Raw genomic sequence first — 21,296 nt, forward strand, 5'->3', positions numbered from 1 at the left:
CGCCGTGGTCCGGCGGCGTACGGTCCCCGTCGTGACCCCGACCACACGGCCGTCCCCGCGCACCGTCGCGGGCATCGGTGACCCTGCTCCGCGGCGCCGTCCCCGCGGTCGAGCCGTCCTCGCGACGACGCTCGCCGCCCTCACCGCGCTCGCCCTCGTCGGCTGCAGCGAGGACTCCTCGGTGGCCGCGGCCTCCTCGCCGAGCCCGACCGGCCGCGCCTGGGACCACGCCCCGGGGGAGCGGATCGTCGTCATCGGCGACTCGGTGAGCGGCGGCCACGGCCTGACGCCGGAGCAGGCCTGGCCCGCGCTCCTCGCCCGGACCGAACGGTGGCAGCTGACGAACCTGTCCTGCGACGGGGCCGGCGTCGTCGCCACGGGGGACCCGGACGCGTGCGCCAGTGCCTACCCGGGGCTCGTCAAGCGTGCGGTCGACCTTCGCCCCCGGGTCGTCTTCGTGCAGGCGAGCTCGAACGACCTGGGCGAGGACGACGCACAGGTGACGAGCGCCACCGACCAGCTCGTGGCCCTCGTCCACCGCGACCTGCCCGGAGCCCGGGTGGTGGGGCTGAGCGCCGTGTGGAACGAGCAGGCCCCGCCGGCGCAGCTGGCGACGATCTCGCACGCCCTGCAGCGGGCGACCCGGCGCGACGGCGGCACCTACGTCGACGTCGGGCAGCCGCTGTCCGGCCACCCGGAGTGGATGCAGTCCGACGACGTGCACCCGACCGCCCGCGGACAGCGTGCCCTCGAGGCGGGGGTGATCGACGCGTTCGCACGCGACCACCTGCGGTTCTGACGCCGACGGGGCGCGGTCGGGTCGTGCCTCCCGGCCGGTGCGGGTGCCGAGCCAGCGGTCAGGCGGGCGCGTGCGTGTCGGTGAGGTCCTCGGCGACCGCCCAGAGCGACCGGGCGAGGTCCGCACTGCGCGCCGAGCGCGGTACCGAGACCGTCGTGGTCGGTCCGGTCAGCCCCCCGAACCCGGACGGCCCGTAGTAGGCCCCGCCGACCGCGGCCGGACCGACGGCGGCGTACAGGAGCGGCTCCGCGCCCTGCTCCACCGCCTGCGTGAAGGGGAGCGCGCGGTCGCTCGCGCGGACCGGACGCGACCGGCCGAGCGAGCGGCCGGTGGACTGCAGGTTCGTGCGCGTGTAGCCGGGGTGGGCCGCCGTGCTGACGAGTGGCCAGTCCCGCTCGACGGACAGCCGGTGCAGGTGCAGCGCGAGGAGCAGGTCGGCCAGCTTGGACTGCGAGTAGGCCCGCCAGCCGTTGTAGCCGCGCTCCCACTGCGGGTCGGTGAAGCGGATGCTGCCGGGGATGGCGGCGAGGCTCGACATCGTCGCGACGCGCGGGGGCCGGGCGTCGTCGCTGCCCGCGGCCGTGCCGAGCAACGTCGGCAGCAGCAGGTTCGTGAGCGCCAGGTGTCCCAGGAAGTTCGTGCCGAACTGCAGCTCGAAGCCGTCCGCGGTCTCGAAGCGCTCGGGCGGGGCCATCACGCCGGCGTTGTTCACCAGCACGTGCAGGGGGCGACCGTCGTCGGCGATCCCCGCAGCGAACCGGCGGACGCTGCCGAGGTCGGCGAGGTCGAGTTCCCGGACCTCGAGGTCGGCGCCCGGGTGCTCCCGGCGGATCTCGGTCGCGGCGTCCTCGCCCTTCGCGGTGGTGCGGACGGCGAGCACGACGCTCGCGCCGGCACCGGCGAGCCGCTTCGCGGTCTCCTTGCCCGTGCCGCTGTTCGCGCCGGTCACGACGATGCGACGGCCGGTCTGGTCGGGGATGTTCGCCATGCGCGGCACGGTACGCCGGCGGTCTGGTGACCCGCCGGGCGCTCGCCGTCGGGGCTGTACGTCCGGCTCCCGCGGTGCTACAGTTCATGCAAACGCATCGATCAGGAGGCGCACATGAGCAACGCATTCGGCACCGACCGCCCGTCGGACGTCCCGCCGCCCGCACCCGAGCGCATCGGGCCGGTCCAGCTCGGCCTCGACACCTTCGGTGACGTCACCGAGCGTGCTGACGGGTCGCTCCGCTCGGACGCGCAGAGCATCCGCGACGTCGTCGACCAGGCCGTCCTCGCGGACCAGGTCGGGATCGACTTCATCGGCGTCGGGGAGCACCACCGCGAGGACTTCGTGGTCAGCGCCCCCGAGGTCGTCCTCGCCGCCATCGCCGCCCGCACCTCGTCGATCCGCATGGGCTCCGCCGTCACCGTCCTGTCCTCGGACGACCCGGTGCGCGTGTACGAGCGCTTCGCCACCGTGGACGCCCTGTCGGACGGGCGCGCCGAGGTGATCCTCGGCCGCGGGTCGTTCACGGAGTCCTTCCCGCTGTTCGGCTACGACCTGGCCGACTACGAGGTCCTGTTCGAGGAGAAGCTGCAGCTCTGGAACGCCCTGCGCGGTGGGGACGCGGTGACGTGGTCCGGCACGAAGCGCGCGGCGCTCGTCGACCAGGACGTCTTCCCCAAGCTCGAGCACGGCCCGATCCCGACCTGGATCGGCGTCGGCGGCTCGCCGCAGTCCGTCATCCGTGCGGCGTCCTACGGCCTGCCGCTGTTCCTCGCGATCATCGGCGGGCAGCCGGCGCAGTTCGCCCCGTTCTCGCGGCTGTACCGCCAGGCGCTCACGCAGCTCGAGCTCCCGCAGCAGCCCATCGCGATGCACTCGCCGGGCTTCGTCGCCGAGACCGACGCCGAGGCAGCCGAGCGCTACTGGCCGTACCACAAGGCCGTCACCGACCGGCTGGGCCGCGAGCGCGGCTGGCCGCCCCTCGACGCCGCGCAGTACCAGGCGGGACTGTCCGCCGGCGGGTCGCTGTACGTCGGGTCGCCGGAGACGGTGGCGCGGAAGATCGCCCGGAACATGCGGATCCTCGGCGTCTCGCGCTTCGACATGCGGTACGCGACGGGTCGCCTGCCGCACGAGGACATGATGCGGTCGATCGAGCTCTACGGCACGCGGGTCGCACCGCGGGTGCGCGAGCTGCTCGCCGAGCCGGTGCCGGTGCCGTAGGCGGACGCCTCCTCGGGGCGGGCCGGCGGGCCGGGGCGGCTCGGTGCTGCTCGGTGCGGCTCGGTGCGGCTCGGGGCGGGCCGGTGCGGCTTGCCCGTGCACAACGAGAAGCACCCCGCACCACGGGATTCCGTGGCGCGGGGTGCTTCCCGTTGTGCCGGGTCCGGCAGCGTCCCGTCAGCCGGGAGGCGCGCCCCACCGCCGCCACGCCGACTCACGGCAGCGCCGGGTACCGTCCACCGCATGTCGCCCCGCCCCAACATCGTCGAGCGTCGGTTCCGTGGTCGCATCATGGGCGTCGGCACGACGTCCGGCGTGCGGTTCGTCGTCGGCATGTGGGACCGGTCGCCGTTCGGAGCCTTCACGGACGTCTTCGTGGAGCAGCCGGACGGGTCGAGCGTGCTCCTCGCGCCGGACGAGATCGTCGCCGCGTACGTCTCCGGGACCTACCGCTTCGACACGGTGTCGGTGGTCGACATCGACGCCCGCCGCACCGCTCGTGGTCTCGAGCTCGACGCCGGCCCGCTCCGCGCCTCGATCGACGTCGGATCCATCTCACCGCTCGGGCGGGTGCTCCGCATCGTGCCGAAGCCGATCGCGCGTGATCCGCGGTGGCTCAGCGTGATCGACCCGGTCGCACGACTGGTCGCTCCCGGCGCGGGCACGGCCGGGACCGCAGGAGGTGGCCGCCGCGAGTACTACGGCGTGACCGGCGCGCACGACGTGACCGGCGTCTCGGGGTCCTGGGCGGGGGAACCGCTCGGGTCCCTGGCCCCGCTCGACCCGCCCGTGGCGTTCGGCTTCGCCTCGATGCCGCGCGTCCCGCAGGTCGTCGACGTCGAGACGACGATCCGCGAGCCCGCCGTCTGACGCGTCGCCCTCGGCCCCGCGGACGGTGCGGTGCGGGGTCGCTGGGTCGGAGCCTGTGGGTGCCCGTTCGTACCCGTTCCTTCCCACGTCGACCGCGATACCTGATCGTTCCGGGCGTACCTCCTGTTCTCGGACGGCCAGGTGCGCCCGTTCCCGCCCTGCACGCCCGGTCCCGCGCGGCACGCGTCCGCGCCGCAGCCACTCGTGCGGGGGCCGGAACCCGGGCGGGCAGGTCCCAGCGACGAGGGGCACACTGGCGGGAACGGAACGCGCCCGGGCAGTGCCCGGCCGGACGTCGAGCACAACGGGGCGCACGACGAACAGGAGCATCATGACCGACACGCAGGCAGACCACCGCGCAGCCATCTCGGACATCGTCCACGGCGCTCGAACCGCCCTGCTCACCACCGTCAGCGACGACGGCCAGCTGCACGCCCGTCCGCTGGCCGTGCAGGACAAGGCGTTCAACGGGACCCTCCGCTTCCTGGTGCAGGACGGCAGCGAGAAGGTGGAGGACATCGCGCGCAACCCGCACGTCAACGTCGCCATCGAGTCGCAGGGCGGGTACCTGTCGATCGCGGGCACGGCGACGGTCACCCGCGACGAGTCCGTCATCGACGAGCTGTGGTCCCCGTTCGCCGAGGCGTGGTTCCCGGACGGCCGAGAGGACCCGACCATCCGACTCCTCACCGTCGAGGGCGACTCGGTCGAGTACTGGACGCAGGACACCGGCCCGGTCGGCAGCCTCGTGCAGACCCTGAAGGCCGCGATCGGCAAGCAGAGCCAGCCCGACACCGGCCACCACGGCACCGTCGAGCTCTAGCCCGTCCCCCTTCCGCACCACGCAACGTCGGCGGTCCCTCGCAGCGGTACAGCCCTGCGAGGAACCGCCGACGTTGCGTTTCGCGAGCGTGCCGCGAGCCTTCCGTCGAGCGTACCGCTGGGGTCAGGGCGGGCCGAGCAGCCAGAGCACCGCGACGAGCACCGGCTGCCCGAGGAGCGCACAGCTCACGAACGTCCAGCGCATCCAGGGCCGGGCGACGAGCTCGGGGGAGCCGAACAACGGCGCGAGCGGCATGAGGAGCCGCGGGGTGGACGCCATCGGCAGGGACACCGCGAAGATGTAGAGCGCGTAGGCGGCCGAGTACAGCACGGTCGTCGAGCCGAGCGCCCGGGTCGAGCGCCGCAGCAGCCAGACGGGGTACGCCACGAGCAGGACGACCACGATCAGGACCCCACCGACCCCGAGCCACCGCCCGGCGATCAGGAACCAGGGCGTCATCGGCGTGAAGTCGACCCGCCCGATGAAGTTCACCCACCAGGACATCTCGGTCTCCAGGTAGGCGTCCGACCGCCCGGTGACGTGCGCCGCGATGACCGGCCACGCCAGACCCGCCGCAGCCATCACCACGCCGGCGGCCACGACCCGGACGCGTTCCGCCACCGGGAAGGCCTCGAGGGACCGCACACCGGCGCCCGCGGCGGCTCGTCGTGCACGCACCCAGCGGACGAGCGCGACGACCCCGAGCAGGAGCGGCAGCGCGAGCGCCCCGGGACGGGTGAACGCCGCGACCACGCCGAGCACCGTCAGCAGGCCGTAGCGCCGTCGTTCGAGCGCCAGCAGGGCGCCGAACGTCAGTGCCAGGAACGTGCTCTCCGCGTAGCCGACCTGCAGCAGGAACGACAGCGGACCGCACGTGAAGAAGAAGACCGCCCACATGCCCGCGGCGTTGCCGGCACGGTCGCTCACCAGCCGGTGCAGCAGGAACGTCGCCACGAGCCCGGCGGCCAGCGCGACGAGGGGCGCCCCCACGGCGAACGGCACCCCGGTCGAGGCCGTCAGCATCCGGATGGCGAAGGGGAACGCCGGGAGGAAGGCCCACGCGTTCTGGGCGACGTGCCCGGCGGCATCGAGCGGCAACGTCGTCGGGTAGCCGTGCACCGAGATCTGCTCGTAGTACTGGCCGTCCCACGCGGTGAGGAACGACCCGAACCCGTGCTCGTTGCCCCAGATGGCGTTGTCCGGCATCTGCCGGGCCATCAGCGGGTAGGCGAGCGCCAGCCAGACCGTGGAGACGAGACGGCCGCCGCCCCACACCAGCAGCACCGCGGCCCAGACAGGCAGGCTCGTCGCCAGGTCGACGATGCGACGTCGACCGTTCGCGAGCGTCCCGGTGACGGCGCCGTCGGTGCGGCTCACCGGCCCGCTCCGGCGGGCGCAGGGCTCTCGGTGGGCACGGACCGAGCGTACCGACCGTCGCCTGGCACCCTCCGGCACGCCGGTGGCCGGTCGCGGACGGACCGGTCGTCGGTGGTCGGCCGGGAGGCCCGTCCCGCGTTCTGCACACCGCAACGGCTCCGGCGGGTGGTCGGTCCGCGCAGTGGGGCCGGCCCTAGCCTGGAGGCCCACCCGGACGGACCGCGTCCGACGACCAGAGGAGTCCCCGTGCCGAAGACCGCCATCGTCACCGCGAACGCCCCGGCACCCGCCGGCCCGTACAGCCAGGGCATCGTGGCCGGCGGGTTCCTGTACACCGCGGGCTTCGGGCCGCAGGACCCGGCGACGGGGGCGATGGCCGACGACGTCGCCGGACAGACCGCCCAGGTGCTGGCCAACGTCGCCGCCGTCCTCGCCGAGCACGGCGCGACCCTCGACGACGTCGTGAAGTCGACCGTCCACCTCGAGCACTCGGACCGGGACTTCGCCGCCTTCAACGAGGAGTACGCGAAGCACTTCTCGGAGCCGTACCCGGTCCGCACGACCGTGCAGTCGCACCTGGCCGGGATCCTCGTGGAGATCGACGTCGTCGCGGTGCTGCCCAGCGCCTCCTGATCGTCACCCGCCGTCCCGCTCCCTGAGCGGAACCTCACCGACCTCCGGTGCCCCTCGGTGCCGTCGCGCCCGCACGCCGGATCCCGGCGCCCGGGGTGGTGCCCGTCAGACGTCCGGCAGCGAGCACCGGCACGCCCGCCACCAGGACGTCGTCCGTCCCCACAGCCGTGGCCGTCGGGTCGTCGTAGGTCGACCGCGCCGCCACCCGCTCGGGGTCGACCACCGCGAGGTCGGCGACCGCCCCCGCACGCACGACCCCGCGGTCGCCCAGCCGCAGGTGCTCGACGGCGGTGGTCGACAGGTGCCGCTGGGCGTCCGGCCACGACAGCAGCCCGGCACGCACGAAGTCGCCGAGGTACCGCGCCACGGTGCCGGTGGCCCGCGGGTGCGGGTGCGTGCCGACGTGGATGCCGTCCGACCCTGCGGTGTGCCCGGGGTGCCGGACGAGCGGCGCGAGGTCGGCGGGGGAGCGCGGGTGCGGGACGCGCATGATCGCGGTCACCTGCAGGTCGGAGGCGACGAGCAGGTCGATCGCCAGGTCCACGGGTTCGGTGCGTCGCACCGCGGCGGCGTCGGTCAGGGTGCGGCCCTGCAGGTCGTGGTGCGCCGGTGAGGGCACGTGGGAGAGCGTGACCTGGTCCGCCCAGCCCGGTCCGAGGTCCGGGCGCGCGGTGACCCGGTCGAGCACGGCGGTGCGGACCCGGCGGCGTCCGGCGTCGTCGGCGACCGCGCGGGCGAGGTCGTCGGTGCCGGGGCGCGCGAGCGCGGCGGGGAGCAGCAGCATCGACAGGATCGTGCACCCGCGGGAGTACGGGTACGCGTCGAAGGTCAGTCGTACCCCCGCGGCCGCCAGGTCCTCGAGCACGCCGAGGGCCGTGTCGACCGGAGCGTGCAGGTGCGACACGTGCGCACGGACCCCGCTCGACCGGACGATCTCGGCGACCTCCTCGAGCCCGACGCGGAGGTTTGCCTCGTACCCGCCGCGGACGTGCGACACGTAGACGCCGTCGACGGCGGCGACCTCCGCGCAGAGCGCCGCGAGCTCGGCGGTGTCGGCGTACAGCCCCGGCACGTAGTCGAGCCCGGTGGCGAGCCCGAGCGCTCCCTCGGCGAGCCCGCGGCGGACGAGCGCGCGCATCGCCGTGGTCTCCTCGGCGGTCGCGGGTCGGTCCTCGTCGCCCAGCACCTCGTGCCGGATCGTCCCGGCGGGCACCAGGGTCGCGACGTTCAGCGGCGTGGTGCCGTCGTACGTCGCCAGCAGGCCGGCGGTGCTGCCGCCGCGGTACCGGGGGTGCGGGCCGTCGATCGCCGCGAAGTACCGGCCCGCCCACCTGCCGTCGCCGGGGGCCGGGCCGACGCCGTCCTGGCCGGTGACGATGGACGTGACGCCCTGACGGAGCAGCGCGAGCTGGACGTCCTCGTCGAAGACCCGGGACCCGGCGTGCGAGTGCGCGTCGACGGCCCCGGGGAGGACCGTGCGGCCACCGCAGTCGATCGTGCCGGCGTCGTCCGGCACGGGGAGCGTCGCACCGACCGCCGCGATCCGACCGCGTTCCACGAGCACGTCCGCGCGGGTGGGGCCGTCCCGGTCGACGACGGACCCGCCGCGGAGCACGAGCGGCGCACCGGTCTCCGCGGTGGTGGTCACCGGGCGAGCCCCGCGACGAGCCGCTCCGCGCGGGACCGCAGCGCGACCGTGTCCCCGGTGCCCAGGGCGTCACCGACCAGGGGGGAGCCGAGTCCGACCGCCACCGCACCGGCTGCCAGGTAGTCGGCAGCATCGTCGATCCCGATGCCGCCGGTCGGGACCACGTCGACGAAGTCGAGCGGGGCGAGCACCTGCCGCAGGTACGCGGGGCCGCCGAGCTGTGCCGCCGGGAACACCTTCACCGCCCGGGCGCCGAGCCGCCACGCCCGCACGATCTCGGTCGGCGTCGCTGCCCCCGGGTACCAGCCGAGGCCCCGCTCGTGGGCACGCTCGCCGATCGCGGGGTCGAGGTGCGGGCTGACGACGAAGGACGCCCCCAGGTCGGCGGCGTCGTCGACCTGTTCCGGGTCGAGGACCGTGCCCACCCCGACGGAGACGCCGTCGCCGAACCGTCGCGCGGTCCAGGCGGTGCCCTCGCGCCAGCGCGGGGTGTTCGTGGTGAGCTCGACCGCGCGGACGCCGGCGCCCACCAGGGTGTCGACGACCGCCTCGACGTGCTCGCCCGTGCCGCCGCGGAGGATCGCGACGGCCGGACCCGCGCCGTGCCGGGTGCCGTGGTGCGGCACCGACGGGCTGTCGCCGGTGGACGTGTGGTGGGTGCTCACGGTGTGGCTCCTCGGATCGGTCGGGCGGGTTCGTGCCGGACGGGTGGTGGTCGCGGTCAGCGGTCGACGCGGTCGTGCACCGCGGTGTCGATCGCGGCTGCTCGGGGGCCGGACGGGTCTGACGGGTCCGACGGGTCTGACGGGTCCGACGGGTCTGACGGGTCCGACGCGTCGGCGGTGAGCGTGTCGGTGCTCGCGCCGGGGCCGGGCAACCGCCAGTCGCCCGGGACGGTGCAGGCGAGCGCTCCGGCGTCGGCGGCCCGGTCGAGCGCGGTGTCCGCGTCGGCCCCCGTGAGCGTCGCCGCGAGCCAGGCCGCCACGAACGCGTCCCCGGCGCCGACCGGGTCGACGACGCGCACCGGTGTCGCCGCGCGGCGGGTCGTCCGCCCGTCCACGACCGAGACGGCGCCGCGGGAGCCGAGCTTCACCACGGCACGACCACGGGCCAGGTCGGCGAGCCCACGGGCGAGGTCCTCGTCGGACTGCGGCGGGCTCGCCCCGTCGTCTCCGGCACCGTCCGGGTCACCGAGCAGGATGCGGGCCTCGTCGTCGCCGGCGAAGACCACCGCGGCACGGGCGGCGACGGCGCGGTAGTGCTCCCGGGCGACCGCGGCGTCGAGCAGCTTCTGCCGGTGGTTCACGTCGAAGGACACCGGGACCCCGGCGGCCTCGGCGCGGTCGAGCACCGTGGTGACGGTCCGCCGGGCGGACTCCGAGAGCGCGAGCGTGATGCCGCTGACGTGGACGAGCGCCGACCGCTCGACGAGCCCGGCGGGGACGTCCTCCGGTGCGAGCGCCGAGCCCGCGGAGTGTCGACGGTGGTAGGTCACGCGGGTCCGGCCGTCCCGCAGTCGTTCCTTCATCATGAGCCCGGTCGAACGGTCCGGGTCGACGACCGCGGCGACCTCGACCCCGGCCTGCCCGACGTCCCGCAGGACCCGGTCACCGGCGGGGTCCGCCCCCACGCGTCCGACCCAGGTGGCCGGGACACCCGCACGGACCAGCCCGATCGCGACGTTGCTCTCCGCCCCGCCGGTGTCGACGCGCATGTGGTCGAGGTCGCACACCTCGCCGACACCGGGGCCGGCCAGCAGGAGCATCGTCTCGCCGAGGGTGAGGACCCCCGTGCCCGCGCTCACCGGGTCACCCCACCCGGTGCCGTGCGACGCAGGGCGAGCTGTGCCGACGAGGACCCGAGCGCGACCGAGATCTCGAGCGCGGTCCGCACGACACCGTCGCCGAGCTCGCGGACCGCCGCCGCCGGGAAGCGGGACGCCAGCCCCGAGATGCTCATCGCGCCGACGACCTGGTTCGCGTGGTCGAGCACGGGCGCGGCCACGCAGCGGATGCCCGGCTCGTTCTCGCGGTCGTCGATCCCGTACCCGCGCGCCCGGGTGCGGTCGACCTCCTGCCGCCAGCGTCCGTCGTCGGTGATCGACTGGTCGGTCATCGCGGTCGCGGGCACGGCGAGCACCGCGCCGAGGAGCCCGGGGTCGCCGAACGCCACGATCGCCTTGCCGGAGGCGGTGTTCCGCATCGGCAGGCGGTGGCCGATGCGTGACCCCATCCGGACCGTTCCGCGGGTCTCGACCTTGTCGACGTAGACGATGTCCGTGCCGTCCGGCACCACCAGGTGACAGGTCAGGCCGGTCGACTCCGCGGTGCGCCGCATGAACGGCGCCGCTGCGGCGCGCAGGTCGATGCCCTCGAGGTAGCTCTGGCCGAGCAGCAGTGCGCCGAGCCCGAGGGTGAAGCCGGCGTCCGGGGTGCGGCGGAGCAGGTCGGTCTCGACCATCGGCGCGGTCAGGCGCAGCACGGTCGACTTCGCGGTGCCGAGGGTCGTCGCGAGCTCGCCGAGCGACACCGAGGCGGCGCCGTTCCGGGTGCGGTCGGCCACGTGGTCGAGGACCGTCAGGCCCCGGCGGAGCGACAGTGCGGCGTTGCGCGCGGGCACGGGCGACGGCGGCGACTGCTCGTCGTCGGGCATCAGAACCACGTCGCGATCGTCTCGGTGACGGTGTCGTCGTCCGCGAGCACCTGCACCTGCCGCCACTTGTCGAAGACCGTGCACGGGTGGGAGACCCCGAGCACGACGACGTCGCCGGGCGTCAGCCCGGGCGCCCCGTCGGCCAGGGCGAGGTAGCAGTGCTGGTCGTCGAGGCGGGTGACGGTGACCGCCCCGGGTGGTGGGACGACCTGCGGGTCGTGTGCCGCGCCTCCCGGCCGGACGCCGCGCACCACCGGCAGGCCCTCGTCGAACGAGACGTCGCGCTTGCCGACCGCGACCAGCGCGCGGCCCGGCTCCGGGCAGGACGTGACGCGGCCCCACACCTCGATCGCCGGGCGGAGCGAGCCCTCCTCCGGGCGGCGGCCGAACGGCGTGCGCTCGGCGTAGAAGCCGTCGTCGTGCGTGAGGTAGGCGCCCGAGCGCAGGAGCACGTCGACGTCGTCCGGGCGGCCCTGCACGGCGTCGACCACCCCGTCGAACCAGGCGCTGCCGCCCATGCTGAGCAGGGTGCGGCCGGCGACGAGACGACGCACGTCGCTGGCGATCGCGAGGACCTCGGCGACCCAGGCGCGTGCGGTGTCGACGTCGGGCAGGCCCCCCTCGTACCCGGTCACCCCGCGGAGGACGAGACCCGCGTCGTGCGCCGCGACGGCGACCTCGCGCGCCTGCTCGGCCGAGCGCACGCCCGTCCGGCCGCCGGGGAACCCGACCTCGACCAGCACGTGGACGGTGCCGTCGACGGAGCGGGCGGCGCTCGCCGCCGCGGTGACCCCGGCGACGGAGTCGACGTTGCAGAGCACGTCGGCGTCGGGGTCGACGCTCCGGCGGGAGGCGAGCCAGGCGAGGCCGGCGGGGTCGAGGACCTCGTTGGCGACGAGGATCCGGTGCACGCCGTGTGCCCACGCGACCATGGCCTGCTGGACGGAGGCGACCGTGACGCCCCAGGCGCCGGCACGGACCTGGCGGTCGGCGAGGGCCGGGGCCATGTGCGTCTTCATGTGCGGGGCGAGCAGCAGCCCGTGGCGGTCGACGTACGACTGCATGACGGCGGTGTTGTGGGCGAGAGCGGACTCGCGGAGCGTCATCACCGGGAGGTGCGCGTGGTCGAGGACGTGCCGGCCGAGGACGGGGGCGGCGGGGTCGGCTGCGCCCTTCGTCGTGACGGTGCCGGGCGGGCGGACGGGGTGCCCTGCTGCTGCGGGGGTGGTCGTCATCGGTCCTCCTGCGTCGTGCGGTGTGCTCCTGGGGCAACGCTCCCGGTGCCGGGTCCACCGGGCAACGTCCTCGTCCCGCCCATTCTGCGCTGCAGAACGGTGGTACGCCCCGGCGCCTGCCGGCTGCGTCGGGCAGAAACCGAGCGGGCATAGCATTCGACGTGATGACGACGATGACGACGACACGACGACGGGGGAGCACGGCGGTGGCCGTGCTCGTCGCGGGCACCTTCTTCATGGAGCTCCTGGACGGCACGATCCTCGCGACCGCAGCCCCGGCGATGGGCCGCGACCTCGGCGTCGACTCCGCCGCGATCGGTGTCGCGATCACCGCCTACCTCGTCACGCTCGCGGTGTTCATCCCGGTCAGCGGCTGGCTCACCGACCGGGTCGGCTCCCGCACGGTCTTCGCCGGCGCGATCGCGCTCTTCACGGTGGCCTCCGCTCTGTGCGCGGCGTCGGAGGGGCTCGTCGAGCTGACGCTCTGGCGGATCCTGCAGGGGCTCGGCGGAGCACTCATGGTGCCCGTCGGACGGCTCGTCGTCCTGCGGAGTGCCGGACGCGAACAGCTCGTCACCGCCATCGCGATCCTCACCTGGCCCGCACTCGCGGCACCGATCATCGCCCCGTTCGTCGGCGGCGTGCTCGTCGACACCCTCAGCTGGCACTGGATCTTCCTCGTCAACATCCCGCTCGGGGTGATCGCCTTCGTCGCCGCACTGGTCCTCGTGCCGCAGGAGCGCGCTCCGGAACGCGTCCCGTTCGACTGGCGTGGGTCGCTGCTCGCCTGCCTCGGACTCGGCTCGCTCGTGGTGATGGCGTCCCTGCTCGCACTCGACGAGATCCCCCTGGTCGCGGTCGTCGTGTCGGGCGTGGTCGGGGGCGTCTGCTGCTGGCTCGCCGTGCGGCACTTCCGTCGGGCCCCGCACCCGATCATGGGCCTCGGGTCGTTCCGGCTCGAGACCTTCCGCGTCTCGCACGCCGGGGGCAGCCTGTTCCGGCTCGCCGTGTCGGCCGTGCCGTTCGTGCTGCCGCTGCTCTTCCAGGACGCCTGGGGCTGGAGCGCGGTGCTCGCCGGGTCCGCGGTGCTGTGGGTCTTCGTCGGCAACCTCGGGATCAAGCCGATGACCACGCCGTTCCTCCGCTGGTTCGGCTACCGGCCGGTGATCGTCGTGTCGAGCGCGATCGCAGCACTGAGCGTCGTCGCGATGGTGTTCCTGACCGAGGACACCCCGTTCTGGCTGCTCGCCGTGCTGCTCGTGGTGAGCGGCGCCGCGCGGTCGGTCGGCTTCACGGCGTACAACACGATCGCCTTCGCCGACGTCGAGCAGGCGGACATGACGCCGGCGAACACGCTCTCGTCGACGCTGCAGCAGGTCGCAGCGGGCTTCGGGGTCGCCGTCGCCGCCGTGGCCATCCGGGCTGCGGCCGGGCTCGGCGGGACCGGGCCCTACGACGTGGCCTTCTGGGTGATCGCCGTGCTCCTCGTGGTGGCCTGTGTCGAGGGTGTCCTGATGAGCCGGACCGCGGGGGACACGGTGCGACCGGCGCGACGGGTGCGGGCCGCGGCGCGCTGACGGACGCCGTCCCGCTGTCCGGCGGGGCCGTCATCCGTCCGCTGTCCGGCGGGGTTGTCGGCTGTCCGCTGTCCGTTCGCGACACGGTCACACGATCGGGACCCCGGGTGCGCTACGGTCACAGCAACTGCCCGCGACAGCCGAGTACGGTTGCCGCGGCAGGGTGACCGAGACACCCAGGACGGAAGGCAGCATGGCCGGGCCACAGCAGCAGGGGACGATCGCCGACGACACCGCCGTGCAGCCGACCGAGCTGCGCGTCGTCAGCTACAACCTCCGCGAGCACACCGCCAACAGCGAGCTCGCCGCCCTGGCGGAAGCGTCGCAGGCGGACGTGATCTGCGTGCAGGAGTGCGACAGCAACGACCTCGCGCCGGAGGTCGCCGGGCTGTCGCTCGCCGCCTCCACGAAGGCCAACCGACTCGGTCTCGCGATCTACAAGCGCGACGACCGCTTCGAGGTGCAGGACTTCAGCATCCACTCGCTGCAGAAGTCGCTGCACGACCGGGTGCTCGCCCCCGCGCACGAACGGCTCATCGCGATGCGGCTCCGCGACACCGAGGCCGAGACGGAGGTCATCGTGGCCTCGTTCCACGCCTCGCCGCTGACGGCCACGAACTCCCTGCGACGCAAGCAGATCGAGGCGGCCCACCAGTTCGTCCGTGAGCTGTCCGACGAGGCTCCGGCGATCATGGTCGGCGACTTCAACTACCCGTGGTTCCAGACGAACCTGCGCCGGAAGATCGAGGAGCACGGCTTCGCGCTGTCGCTGTCCGACCAGCCGACCTACCTGCGCTACCGCAAGTTCACCGGCCACTTCGACTTCGCGACGAGTGTCGGGCTGCACATCGCCGGCGTCGAGACCCTGCCCGCGGGCATCTCCGACCACCGGCCGATCCTGGTCCGCGCGCACTACGAGCACCCCGGCGTCGCGACCGCCGCCGTCGAGGTGCCGGAAACCCCCGCCGCCTGAGGCCGCCACGGCCGGGTGCTCGCTGTCCCTCGCCCGCGTTCCGGCACCGTCCCGCCGAACGGGCGTGACATGCCGTGTCCGTCCGTCGAGCGGGCACGTTCGGCTGCCAGCAGCGCCGGGCGTGACGGATCGTGCCCGCTCGACCCCACCCGCGGCGGGACGGTACTGCACGACGGACGGGAGGCACGGTGCCAGCTGGCACCGTGCCTCCCGTCCGTCGTCGGTCGCCGGGGCGACCGGTTCGCACCTCAGCGACGCAGCGTCGCCCGCGCGAGCCGGTTGCCGATGAACTGCCCGAGCTGGACGATCACCACGATCGCCGCCACGGACACGTAGACGATCCACCAGTCGTACCGCTGCGAGCCGTACACGATCGCGTACTCGCCCAGGCCGCCGCCACCGATCAGGGCTCCCTGCGCCGTCATGTCGACGATGCCCACGAAGATGAACGTGTAGCCGAGGATGAGCGGTCCGACGCCCTCGGGGATGAGCACCGTCAGCAGGATCGACACGGGGTGCGCGCCGGATGCCCGTGCGGCCTCGACCACGCCCGGGTCGACGGCGAGCAGGTTCTGCTCGACGATCCGGGACACCGCGAAGGACGCCGCGAGCGAGATCGCGAACGTCACCGCGGGGACGCCGATCGTGGTCTGCACGGCGACGCGCGACAGCGGTGCGATCGCGGCCAGGAAGATCACGAACGGGATCGGGCGCACGATGTTCACGAGCACGTTGACGACCGTGTACACCGCCCGGTTGCCGAGCAGGTTGCCCGGACGGGTGGCGTAGAGGACCAGTCCGAGCGCGAGGCCGATCACGCCCGCGAAGACGAGGGAGACCAGCGTCATCACGAGGGTGTCGCGGATCGCGGCGAGGAACACGTCGGACGTGTCGATCACGCTCTGGAAGCCGTTGCCGTTCATGCTGCGACCTCCTCGTCGACGGTGACGTGTCCGTCGCGCAGTGCCCCGATCGCGCGGTCGACGGCGGCGGGGTCGTCCGCGGTCAACTCGTAGGTCAGCGACCCGATGCGGCGTTCGCGGATCTCGCCGACGCCGCCGAACACGAGCTCGGCCGACACCCCGGCGGTGCGGAAGGCCGCGTCGATCCGGTTCTGCAGGCCGACCTCGTCGGTGATCTGCACCGTGACCAGGCGGCCGCGGTGGTGTTCCCGCAGCCGCGCCAGCTGCTCCGCCGAGGGGCGGTCGTGCAGGGCGGTGCGCACGAAGCGCTGCGCCGCACCGGTCTGCGGCGAGGCGAACACGTCGTAGACGTCGCCGACCTCGACCACGCGGCCGTTCTCCATCACGGCGACCCGGTCGGCGATCCGGCGGACCGCGTCCATCTCGTGCGTGATGACGACGATGGTGACACCGAGCTCGCGGTTCACGCGACGGAGGAGCGCGAGCACCTCGGAGGTGGTGTCCGGGTCGAGGGCGCTCGTGGCCTCGTCGGCGAGGAGCAGCTCGGGGTTCGAGGCGAGCGCGCGGGCGATGCCGACGCGCTGCTTCTGCCCGCCGGACAGCTGCTCGGGGTACGCGTGCGCGCGCTCGAGCAGCCCGACGAAGTCGAGGAGTTCGGCCACACGGCGGTCCCGCTCGGCCTTCGCGACACCCGCGACCTTGAGCGGGTACGCGACGTTGCCGGCGATGGTCCGCGAGCGGAACAGGTTGAACTGCTGGAAGATCATGCCGATCTTCCGGCGGGCCAGGCGGCGTTCCTTCTCCGGGATCGCGGTGAGTTCCCTGCCGCCGACGGTGACCGTGCCGGACGAGGGGAGCTCGAGGGCGTTCACGAGGCGGACGAGGGTGGACTTGCCGGCACCGGAGTACCCGATGACGCCGAGGACCTCTCCCTGGTGCACGTCCAGGGAGACGTCCTCGACGGCCACCACGGTCTCGCCGGTGTCGGCGCGGCGGTAGTGCTTCGAGACGCCGCGGAGTTCGACGAGGGCGGGCACTACTGCTTGGCCGCCTTCGCGTCCTGCTCGACCGTCGCGAGCTCGGCCTGGAGCTTCGTGGCGCTCTCGTCGCGGGCGACGGCCTCGGGCAGGTCCTTGGCGAAGGCCTTCTGCACTGCCGGGTCCTGGAACAGCTTCGCCAGGTCGAGGTAGGTCTTGTTGTCCTTGTCGGCGTCGCGCACCGCGAAGACGTTCACGTACGGGGCGGCGCTCGCACTGGCCGGGTCGTCCTGGAAGACGATGTCGCTGGTCGGGAGCTTCGCGGCGGTGGCGAAGTTGTTGTTCACGACCGCGGCGGCGACGGAGCCCTGCTGGAGCGCGTTCGCGGTCTGCGAGGCGTCGAGGGGCTGGACGTCGACCTTCGACGACTCGATGTCGGTCGTGGTCGAGAAGGCCGAGCCGCCGTCCTCGAGCTCGAGGAGCTTCGCGGACTGCAGGATGAGGAGCGCGCGCGCCTGGTTGATCGAGTCGTTCGGGATCGCGACCTTCGCACCCTCGGGCAGCTCGCTCGGCTTCGAGTACTGCGTGGCGTACAGCGGCAGCGGGTACACGGCGGTGGAGCCGATCGGCTGCAGGTCGTCGTCCGAGGTGACGTTGTAGTCCGCCAGGTACTGGATGTGCTGGAACTGGTTGATGTCCAGCTGGCCGTCCTTGAGCGCGGGGTTCGGCAGCGAGTAGTCCGAGAAGTTGGTGAGCTCCACCGTCACGCCGAGCTCGTCCTTCGCGAGCTTCGTGTACGTGCTCCAGTAGCCGAGCGACTTGTCGGCGACGCCGATCGTCACGGTCTCCTGCGTGCCGCTGCCGGCCGCGGTACCACCGGAACCGCCCGAGCGGACGGCCGCCACGACGACGGCGACGACGATCGCGACCACGACGACGGCGGCGGCGATGATCCAGCCGACGGGGCGCCTGCCCTTCGGCTTCTGAGGCAGGACGGGTGCTGCGGACATGGGTGCTCCTCGTGGGGGACGTGCCCGGACGGGTGGGGCGGGGCCGGGCGGGGCGAGCCCGGACGGCGGCGTGCACGGGCGGTGCGTGGGGAGCCGCGGGATGCCGCGGCCAGGTTCCGAGTGTGGCTGCCCGCGGCGCGACACGCACGATCCGTTCCGCCGTGTTACATCCGTGCCGTTCTCCACAGGTGCCGCACGGCGAGCACCGGGCGCTGCGGGGCTTGGTTGACTCGGAGCGTGCGCAGCCTCGAACTCGTCCTCGACCCCGACTCCGACGCCGCCGTGCGCGCCGCGTGGGACGCCCTGACGGCAGCCGACCTGCCGAGCCTCGGCCGGTCGGGGACGAACGACCCGCACATCACCCTCGCGGCCGGCGACGCGCTGCCGGTCCCGGAGGGGTTCGACGCCGCGGTGCCGACGACGCTCCGGCTCGGTGGCCTCCTGCTGTTCCCCGCCGGCGCCGGGCGGTCCGTGCTCGTCCGTGCCGTCGTCGTGGACCCGGTCCTCGCGGCCTTCCACGCGGCGGTGCACCGGCGGGCACCCGACGCCGTGGAGACCTCGCTGCCCGGCGGCTGGTCGCCGCACGTCACCTTCGCCCGTCGGGTGCGCGACGAGGACCTGCCCGCCGCGGTCGCGGCGCTCCGGGCGACCCCGCTGCCGGAGACCCTGACCGTCGGCGGGGTCCGCCACTGGGACGGCGAGACGAAGACGGTCACCCCTGTCGCGTGAGGGGTGGACCCGGTCGGGAGGCGCGGCTCAGGTCCGCAGCACCCGCTCACCGAACACGGACGCGAACCGCCGCTCCGGATCGGCCGCCGCCACCAGCCTGCGGAAGTCCGGCAGGCGCGGCCAGAGGGCCTCGACCGCGTCGGCGTCGAGCGAGCTCGTCTTGCCCCAGTGCGGCCGGCCGTCGAACGGCGCGAGCCGTGCTTCGAGGTCCGGCAGCAGCGCCGCGACCGCCTCGGGGTGCTTCCGCCAGGTGAACGCGATGCAGAGGACGTCCTCGCCCTGCGTCGGGCTGAGCCAGGACGGGTCGGCGGCCATCGTGCGGAGCTCGCAGACGTGCAGGTGTGGCTGGATCCGGTCGGCGAGCCCGCGGAGGGCCTCCAGTGCGGCGGCAGCGTGCCGCAGCGGGACGAAGTGCTCGCTCTGCACCTCGGACCCGACGCTCGGCACCGCGTCGATCGGGAAGTGCGGCAGCCGGTCCCACCACGGGCCCACGGTGCCGTCGCGAGCGGTGACGTGACCGTCGGCCGGGCGTCCCGGCAGCCGCGGTGCGCCGAGCAGGGCCTCCGGGACGTCGACGTCGTCGGCGCCGTCCGGCACGCGGGACTTCAGCAGCACCTCGCCGACCTCGTCCCCGAACACCGTGTAGGAGCACACCGAGTAGGCCGCGGCGTGCACGTCGGCGACGTGCGCGACGAACCGGTCCCACGGGACGGGCCCGTACGCGTCCTGGCGCATCCGGTAGGACGGTTCGACGTCCACCTCGACGCGCGTCACGATGCCGAGCAGCCCGAGGTGCAGCACGGCCCCGTCGAAGTCGTCCTCGCCGCGACGGACCGTCCGCACGGCACCGTCCGGTCCGAGGAGCTCGAACGACCGGACGGCGGTGCTCAGCGACCCGAGCGTCGTGCCCGACCCGTGCGTCCCGGTGGCGATCGCGCCGCCGATCGAGATGTGCGGCAGTGAGCCGGTGTTGTGCAGGGCGACCCCCGCGGCGTCGAGTTCCGGCGCCACCACCCCGTATCTGGTACCGGCACCCATCGAGGCCGTGCCGGCGGCGGCGTCGACGACGAGGTCCGTGGGGAGCCCCGTCAGGTCGAGCAGCACCCCGTGGGCGTCTGCCACGTCGTTGAACGAGTGGCGGGTGCCGAGCCCGTGCACCCGCTGCGACCGGGCGACGACCTCGGCGGCCTCCTCGAGGGTGCGCGGCCGTTCGACCCGTTCGGCCGAGTAGGTGACCGTACCGGACCAGTTGACCTCGCGCGCCGTCGACCGCATGCCGCCCACGATGCCACGCCGTCGTCCACGTGGCACCGGGGACCGCCGGCCCGGTCCGGTGGTGTTCCGGGTCAGTGCATCGCGGGGGCGCCGGCGGGTGCGCCCTCGGGCGTCGCCGGGCGGCGGACGAACGCCGAGGTGAGGATGCCGACGAGGGAGATGACGCCGCCCACCAGGAACGCGGTCTGCACGCCCGAGGCGGTCGCGGCGGCGACCCCGGCGGCGTCCGCGTCGGCTCCCGCCGAGGCCGCACCGATCGTCAGGAGCGTGACGAAGAGCGCTGTCCCCGCGGCACCTGCGAGCTGCTGCGTCGTCCCGAGCACCGCGCTGCCGTGCGAGTACAGCTTCGGCGGCAGGCCACCGAGCGCGGCGGTGAAGAGCGGGGTGAAGGTGAGCGCGAGGCCGATGCTCAGCACGACGTGGGCGCCGAGGACGAACCACACGCTGGTGTCGACCCCGACCGTGGAGAGCGCCCAGAGCACGGCACTGATGATGATCGACCCGGGCACGAGGAGCACGCGGGGGCCGCGGCGGTCGTAGATGCGGCCGACGAGGGGCGAGAGCAGCCCCATGATCAGGCCGCCGGGCAGGAGCAGGAGCCCGACGGTCAGCACCTCGAGCCCGAGGACGCGCTCGAGGTAGATCGGCAGCAGGATCAGCGTGCCGAACATCGCCATGAAGCTGATGCCCATCGCGACGATCGGGACCGTGAAGCCCTTCGTGCGGAAGGTCCGGAGATCGAGCAGGGCGCTGTCGGTGCGCTGCAGGCGGGTCTGCCGGACGACGAAGAACGCCAGTGCCGCGAAACCGACGACCAGGGCGAGGACGGGGACGAGCGGCCCGGTCGACCCGGCCTCGCCGAAGCTGGACAGCCCGAAGACGATCCCGCCGAACGCCACGGCGGAGACCACGACCGACAGGACGTCGAGCGGCGCGCGGCGGGGCGTGGTCACGTTGCGGACCTTGAGCACGCCGAGCACGAGCGCGGCGACGGCGATCGGCAGCACGAACCCGAAGAGCCAGCGCCACGAGAACGCGTTGAGGATCAGGCCCGAGATGGTCGGGCCGACGGCGGGCGCCACCGAGATGACGATCGAGATGTTGCCCATGATGCGGCCGCGGTGCGCGGGCTCGACCAGGTTGAGGACGGTCGTCATGAGCAGCGGCATCATGATCGCGGTACCGCTGGCCTGCACGATGCGGCCGACGAGCAGCACGGGGAAGCCGGGTGCCGCGAGGGCGACGAGCGTACCGAGGCTGAACAGCGCCATCGCCGCGATGAAGACCTGGCGCGTGCTGAAGCGCTGGAGCAGGAACCCGGTGATCGGGATCACCACGGCCATGGTGAGCAGGAAGCCCGTGGTGAGCCACTGCCCGGTGGCCGCCGAGATGTCGAGGTCCTCCATGAGCCGGGGGAGAGCGACACCCATGATCGTCTCGTTGAGGATGACGACGAACGCGGAGACGAGCAGCAGCCCGATCACGAGTCTGGTCTCGCCGGCGGAGGGCTGCGAGACGCTCCCGGTGCGCGGGGCGGAATCGACGGCCTGGGTCATGCGGGGCTCCTGGGGAGTGACGGTGGA

At 73.7% G+C, this 21,296-nt stretch carries 20 protein-coding genes; 8 read left to right on the top strand and 12 right to left on the bottom strand.

Annotated features, from left to right (window positions below):
- Positions 1-31 precede the first annotated feature (31 nt).
- Positions 32-799 carry an SGNH/GDSL hydrolase family protein gene (locus M3666_RS04210; protein ID WP_209685000.1) on the top strand — a complete coding sequence of 256 codons (768 nt, stop codon included), beginning with the start codon at positions 32-34 and terminating at the stop codon, positions 797-799.
- Between the two features lie 58 nt (positions 800-857).
- On the opposite strand, the gene M3666_RS04215 is transcribed toward M3666_RS04210, so the two are convergent.
- On the bottom strand, positions 858-1,787 hold the full coding sequence (locus M3666_RS04215; RefSeq protein WP_251154574.1) for an SDR family oxidoreductase: 930 nt from the start codon (positions 1,785-1,787) through the stop codon (positions 858-860).
- Between the two features lie 114 nt (positions 1,788-1,901).
- Here M3666_RS04215 and M3666_RS04220 point away from each other — a divergent pair, with 114 nt between their 5' ends.
- From M3666_RS04220 to M3666_RS04230, 3 genes are all read left to right on the top strand, one after another.
- Positions 1,902-3,011 (top strand): LLM class flavin-dependent oxidoreductase, encoded by a 1,110-nt coding sequence (locus M3666_RS04220; RefSeq protein ID WP_235426353.1) that lies wholly within the window; start codon positions 1,902-1,904, stop codon positions 3,009-3,011.
- Between the two features lie 243 nt (positions 3,012-3,254).
- Entirely contained in the window at positions 3,255-3,881 is a 627-nt protein-coding gene (locus tag M3666_RS04225; protein WP_209685001.1) for a hypothetical protein, read from the top strand.
- Between the two features lie 331 nt (positions 3,882-4,212).
- On the top strand, positions 4,213-4,704 hold the full coding sequence (locus M3666_RS04230) for a pyridoxamine 5'-phosphate oxidase family protein (protein ID WP_066655386.1): 492 nt from the start codon (positions 4,213-4,215) through the stop codon (positions 4,702-4,704).
- A gap of 123 nt (positions 4,705-4,827) precedes the next feature.
- Here M3666_RS04230 and M3666_RS04235 read toward each other — a convergent pair whose 3' ends face one another.
- Positions 4,828-6,081 carry a hypothetical protein gene (locus M3666_RS04235; RefSeq protein ID WP_251154575.1) on the bottom strand — a complete coding sequence of 418 codons (1,254 nt, stop codon included), beginning with the start codon at positions 6,079-6,081 and terminating at the stop codon, positions 4,828-4,830.
- Between the two features lie 246 nt (positions 6,082-6,327).
- On the opposite strand from M3666_RS04235, the gene M3666_RS04240 reads away from it, so the two are divergent.
- Positions 6,328-6,714, top strand: coding sequence for a RidA family protein (locus tag M3666_RS04240; RefSeq protein WP_066655379.1), 387 nt, complete (start codon positions 6,328-6,330; stop codon positions 6,712-6,714).
- A 34-nt stretch (positions 6,715-6,748) separates the two neighbouring features.
- On the opposite strand, the gene M3666_RS04245 is transcribed toward M3666_RS04240, so the two are convergent.
- From M3666_RS04245 to M3666_RS04265, 5 genes are read right to left on the bottom strand one after another with little or no spacing between them, the layout of a single operon-like run.
- A complete protein-coding gene (locus M3666_RS04245) occupies positions 6,749-8,362 on the bottom strand; it encodes an amidohydrolase family protein (protein ID WP_251154576.1) in 1,614 nt (537 codons plus the stop codon).
- Positions 8,359-9,027 (bottom strand): bifunctional 4-hydroxy-2-oxoglutarate aldolase/2-dehydro-3-deoxy-phosphogluconate aldolase, encoded by a 669-nt coding sequence (locus M3666_RS04250; RefSeq protein WP_200884104.1) that lies wholly within the window; start codon positions 9,025-9,027, stop codon positions 8,359-8,361. Before M3666_RS04250 ends, M3666_RS04245 begins: the two co-directional genes overlap by 4 nt.
- 56 nt (positions 9,028-9,083) lie before the next feature.
- On the bottom strand, positions 9,084-10,166 hold the full coding sequence (locus tag M3666_RS04255; protein ID WP_251154577.1) for a sugar kinase: 1,083 nt from the start codon (positions 10,164-10,166) through the stop codon (positions 9,084-9,086).
- A complete protein-coding gene (locus M3666_RS04260) occupies positions 10,163-11,014 on the bottom strand; it encodes an IclR family transcriptional regulator (protein WP_066655376.1) in 852 nt (283 codons plus the stop codon). Before M3666_RS04260 ends, M3666_RS04255 begins: the two co-directional genes overlap by 4 nt.
- The gene (locus M3666_RS04265; RefSeq protein ID WP_251154578.1) at positions 11,014-12,249 is read right to left on the bottom strand and encodes an alanine racemase; all 1,236 of its coding nucleotides are present in this window, start codon (positions 12,247-12,249) and stop codon (positions 11,014-11,016) included. The genes M3666_RS04260 and M3666_RS04265 overlap by 1 nt, the downstream gene beginning before the upstream one ends.
- Before the next feature lie 164 nt (positions 12,250-12,413).
- Here M3666_RS04265 and M3666_RS04270 point away from each other — a divergent pair, with 164 nt between their 5' ends.
- Positions 12,414-13,826 (top strand): MFS transporter, encoded by a 1,413-nt coding sequence (locus M3666_RS04270; protein WP_251154579.1) that lies wholly within the window; start codon positions 12,414-12,416, stop codon positions 13,824-13,826.
- A gap of 193 nt (positions 13,827-14,019) precedes the next feature.
- Positions 14,020-14,799, top strand: a complete 780-nt coding sequence (locus M3666_RS04275) for an endonuclease/exonuclease/phosphatase family protein (protein ID WP_251154580.1) — start codon at positions 14,020-14,022, stop codon at positions 14,797-14,799.
- 248 nt (positions 14,800-15,047) lie between these two features.
- On the opposite strand, the gene M3666_RS04280 is transcribed toward M3666_RS04275, so the two are convergent.
- The 3 genes from M3666_RS04280 to M3666_RS04290 are packed head-to-tail and all read right to left on the bottom strand — an operon-like array spanning position 15,048 to position 17,709.
- Complete coding sequence (locus tag M3666_RS04280; protein WP_066655373.1) at positions 15,048-15,722, bottom strand: methionine ABC transporter permease; 675 nt, start codon at positions 15,720-15,722, stop codon at positions 15,048-15,050.
- A complete protein-coding gene (locus M3666_RS04285) occupies positions 15,719-16,759 on the bottom strand; it encodes a methionine ABC transporter ATP-binding protein (protein WP_209685010.1) in 1,041 nt (346 codons plus the stop codon). The genes M3666_RS04280 and M3666_RS04285 overlap by 4 nt, the downstream gene beginning before the upstream one ends.
- Positions 16,759-17,709 carry a MetQ/NlpA family ABC transporter substrate-binding protein gene (locus tag M3666_RS04290; protein WP_251154581.1) on the bottom strand — a complete coding sequence of 317 codons (951 nt, stop codon included), beginning with the start codon at positions 17,707-17,709 and terminating at the stop codon, positions 16,759-16,761. Before M3666_RS04290 ends, M3666_RS04285 begins: the two co-directional genes overlap by 1 nt.
- A gap of 237 nt (positions 17,710-17,946) precedes the next feature.
- On the opposite strand from M3666_RS04290, the gene M3666_RS04295 reads away from it, so the two are divergent.
- Positions 17,947-18,438, top strand: a complete 492-nt coding sequence (locus M3666_RS04295; RefSeq protein WP_251154582.1) for a 2'-5' RNA ligase family protein — start codon at positions 17,947-17,949, stop codon at positions 18,436-18,438.
- A 27-nt stretch (positions 18,439-18,465) separates the two neighbouring features.
- On the opposite strand, the gene M3666_RS04300 is transcribed toward M3666_RS04295, so the two are convergent.
- Together M3666_RS04300 and M3666_RS04305 are read right to left on the bottom strand one after the other, a co-directional pair.
- Positions 18,466-19,713 carry a D-arabinono-1,4-lactone oxidase gene (locus M3666_RS04300; protein ID WP_251154583.1) on the bottom strand — a complete coding sequence of 416 codons (1,248 nt, stop codon included), beginning with the start codon at positions 19,711-19,713 and terminating at the stop codon, positions 18,466-18,468.
- Positions 19,714-19,784: 71 nt separating this feature from the next.
- On the bottom strand, positions 19,785-21,269 hold the full coding sequence (locus M3666_RS04305) for an MDR family MFS transporter (protein ID WP_066655368.1): 1,485 nt from the start codon (positions 21,267-21,269) through the stop codon (positions 19,785-19,787).
- Positions 21,270-21,296: the final 27 nt, after the last annotated feature.

The organism is Curtobacterium sp. ODYSSEY 48 V2 (genome assembly GCF_023712625.1).
Classification (GTDB): domain Bacteria; phylum Actinomycetota; class Actinomycetes; order Actinomycetales; family Microbacteriaceae; genus Curtobacterium.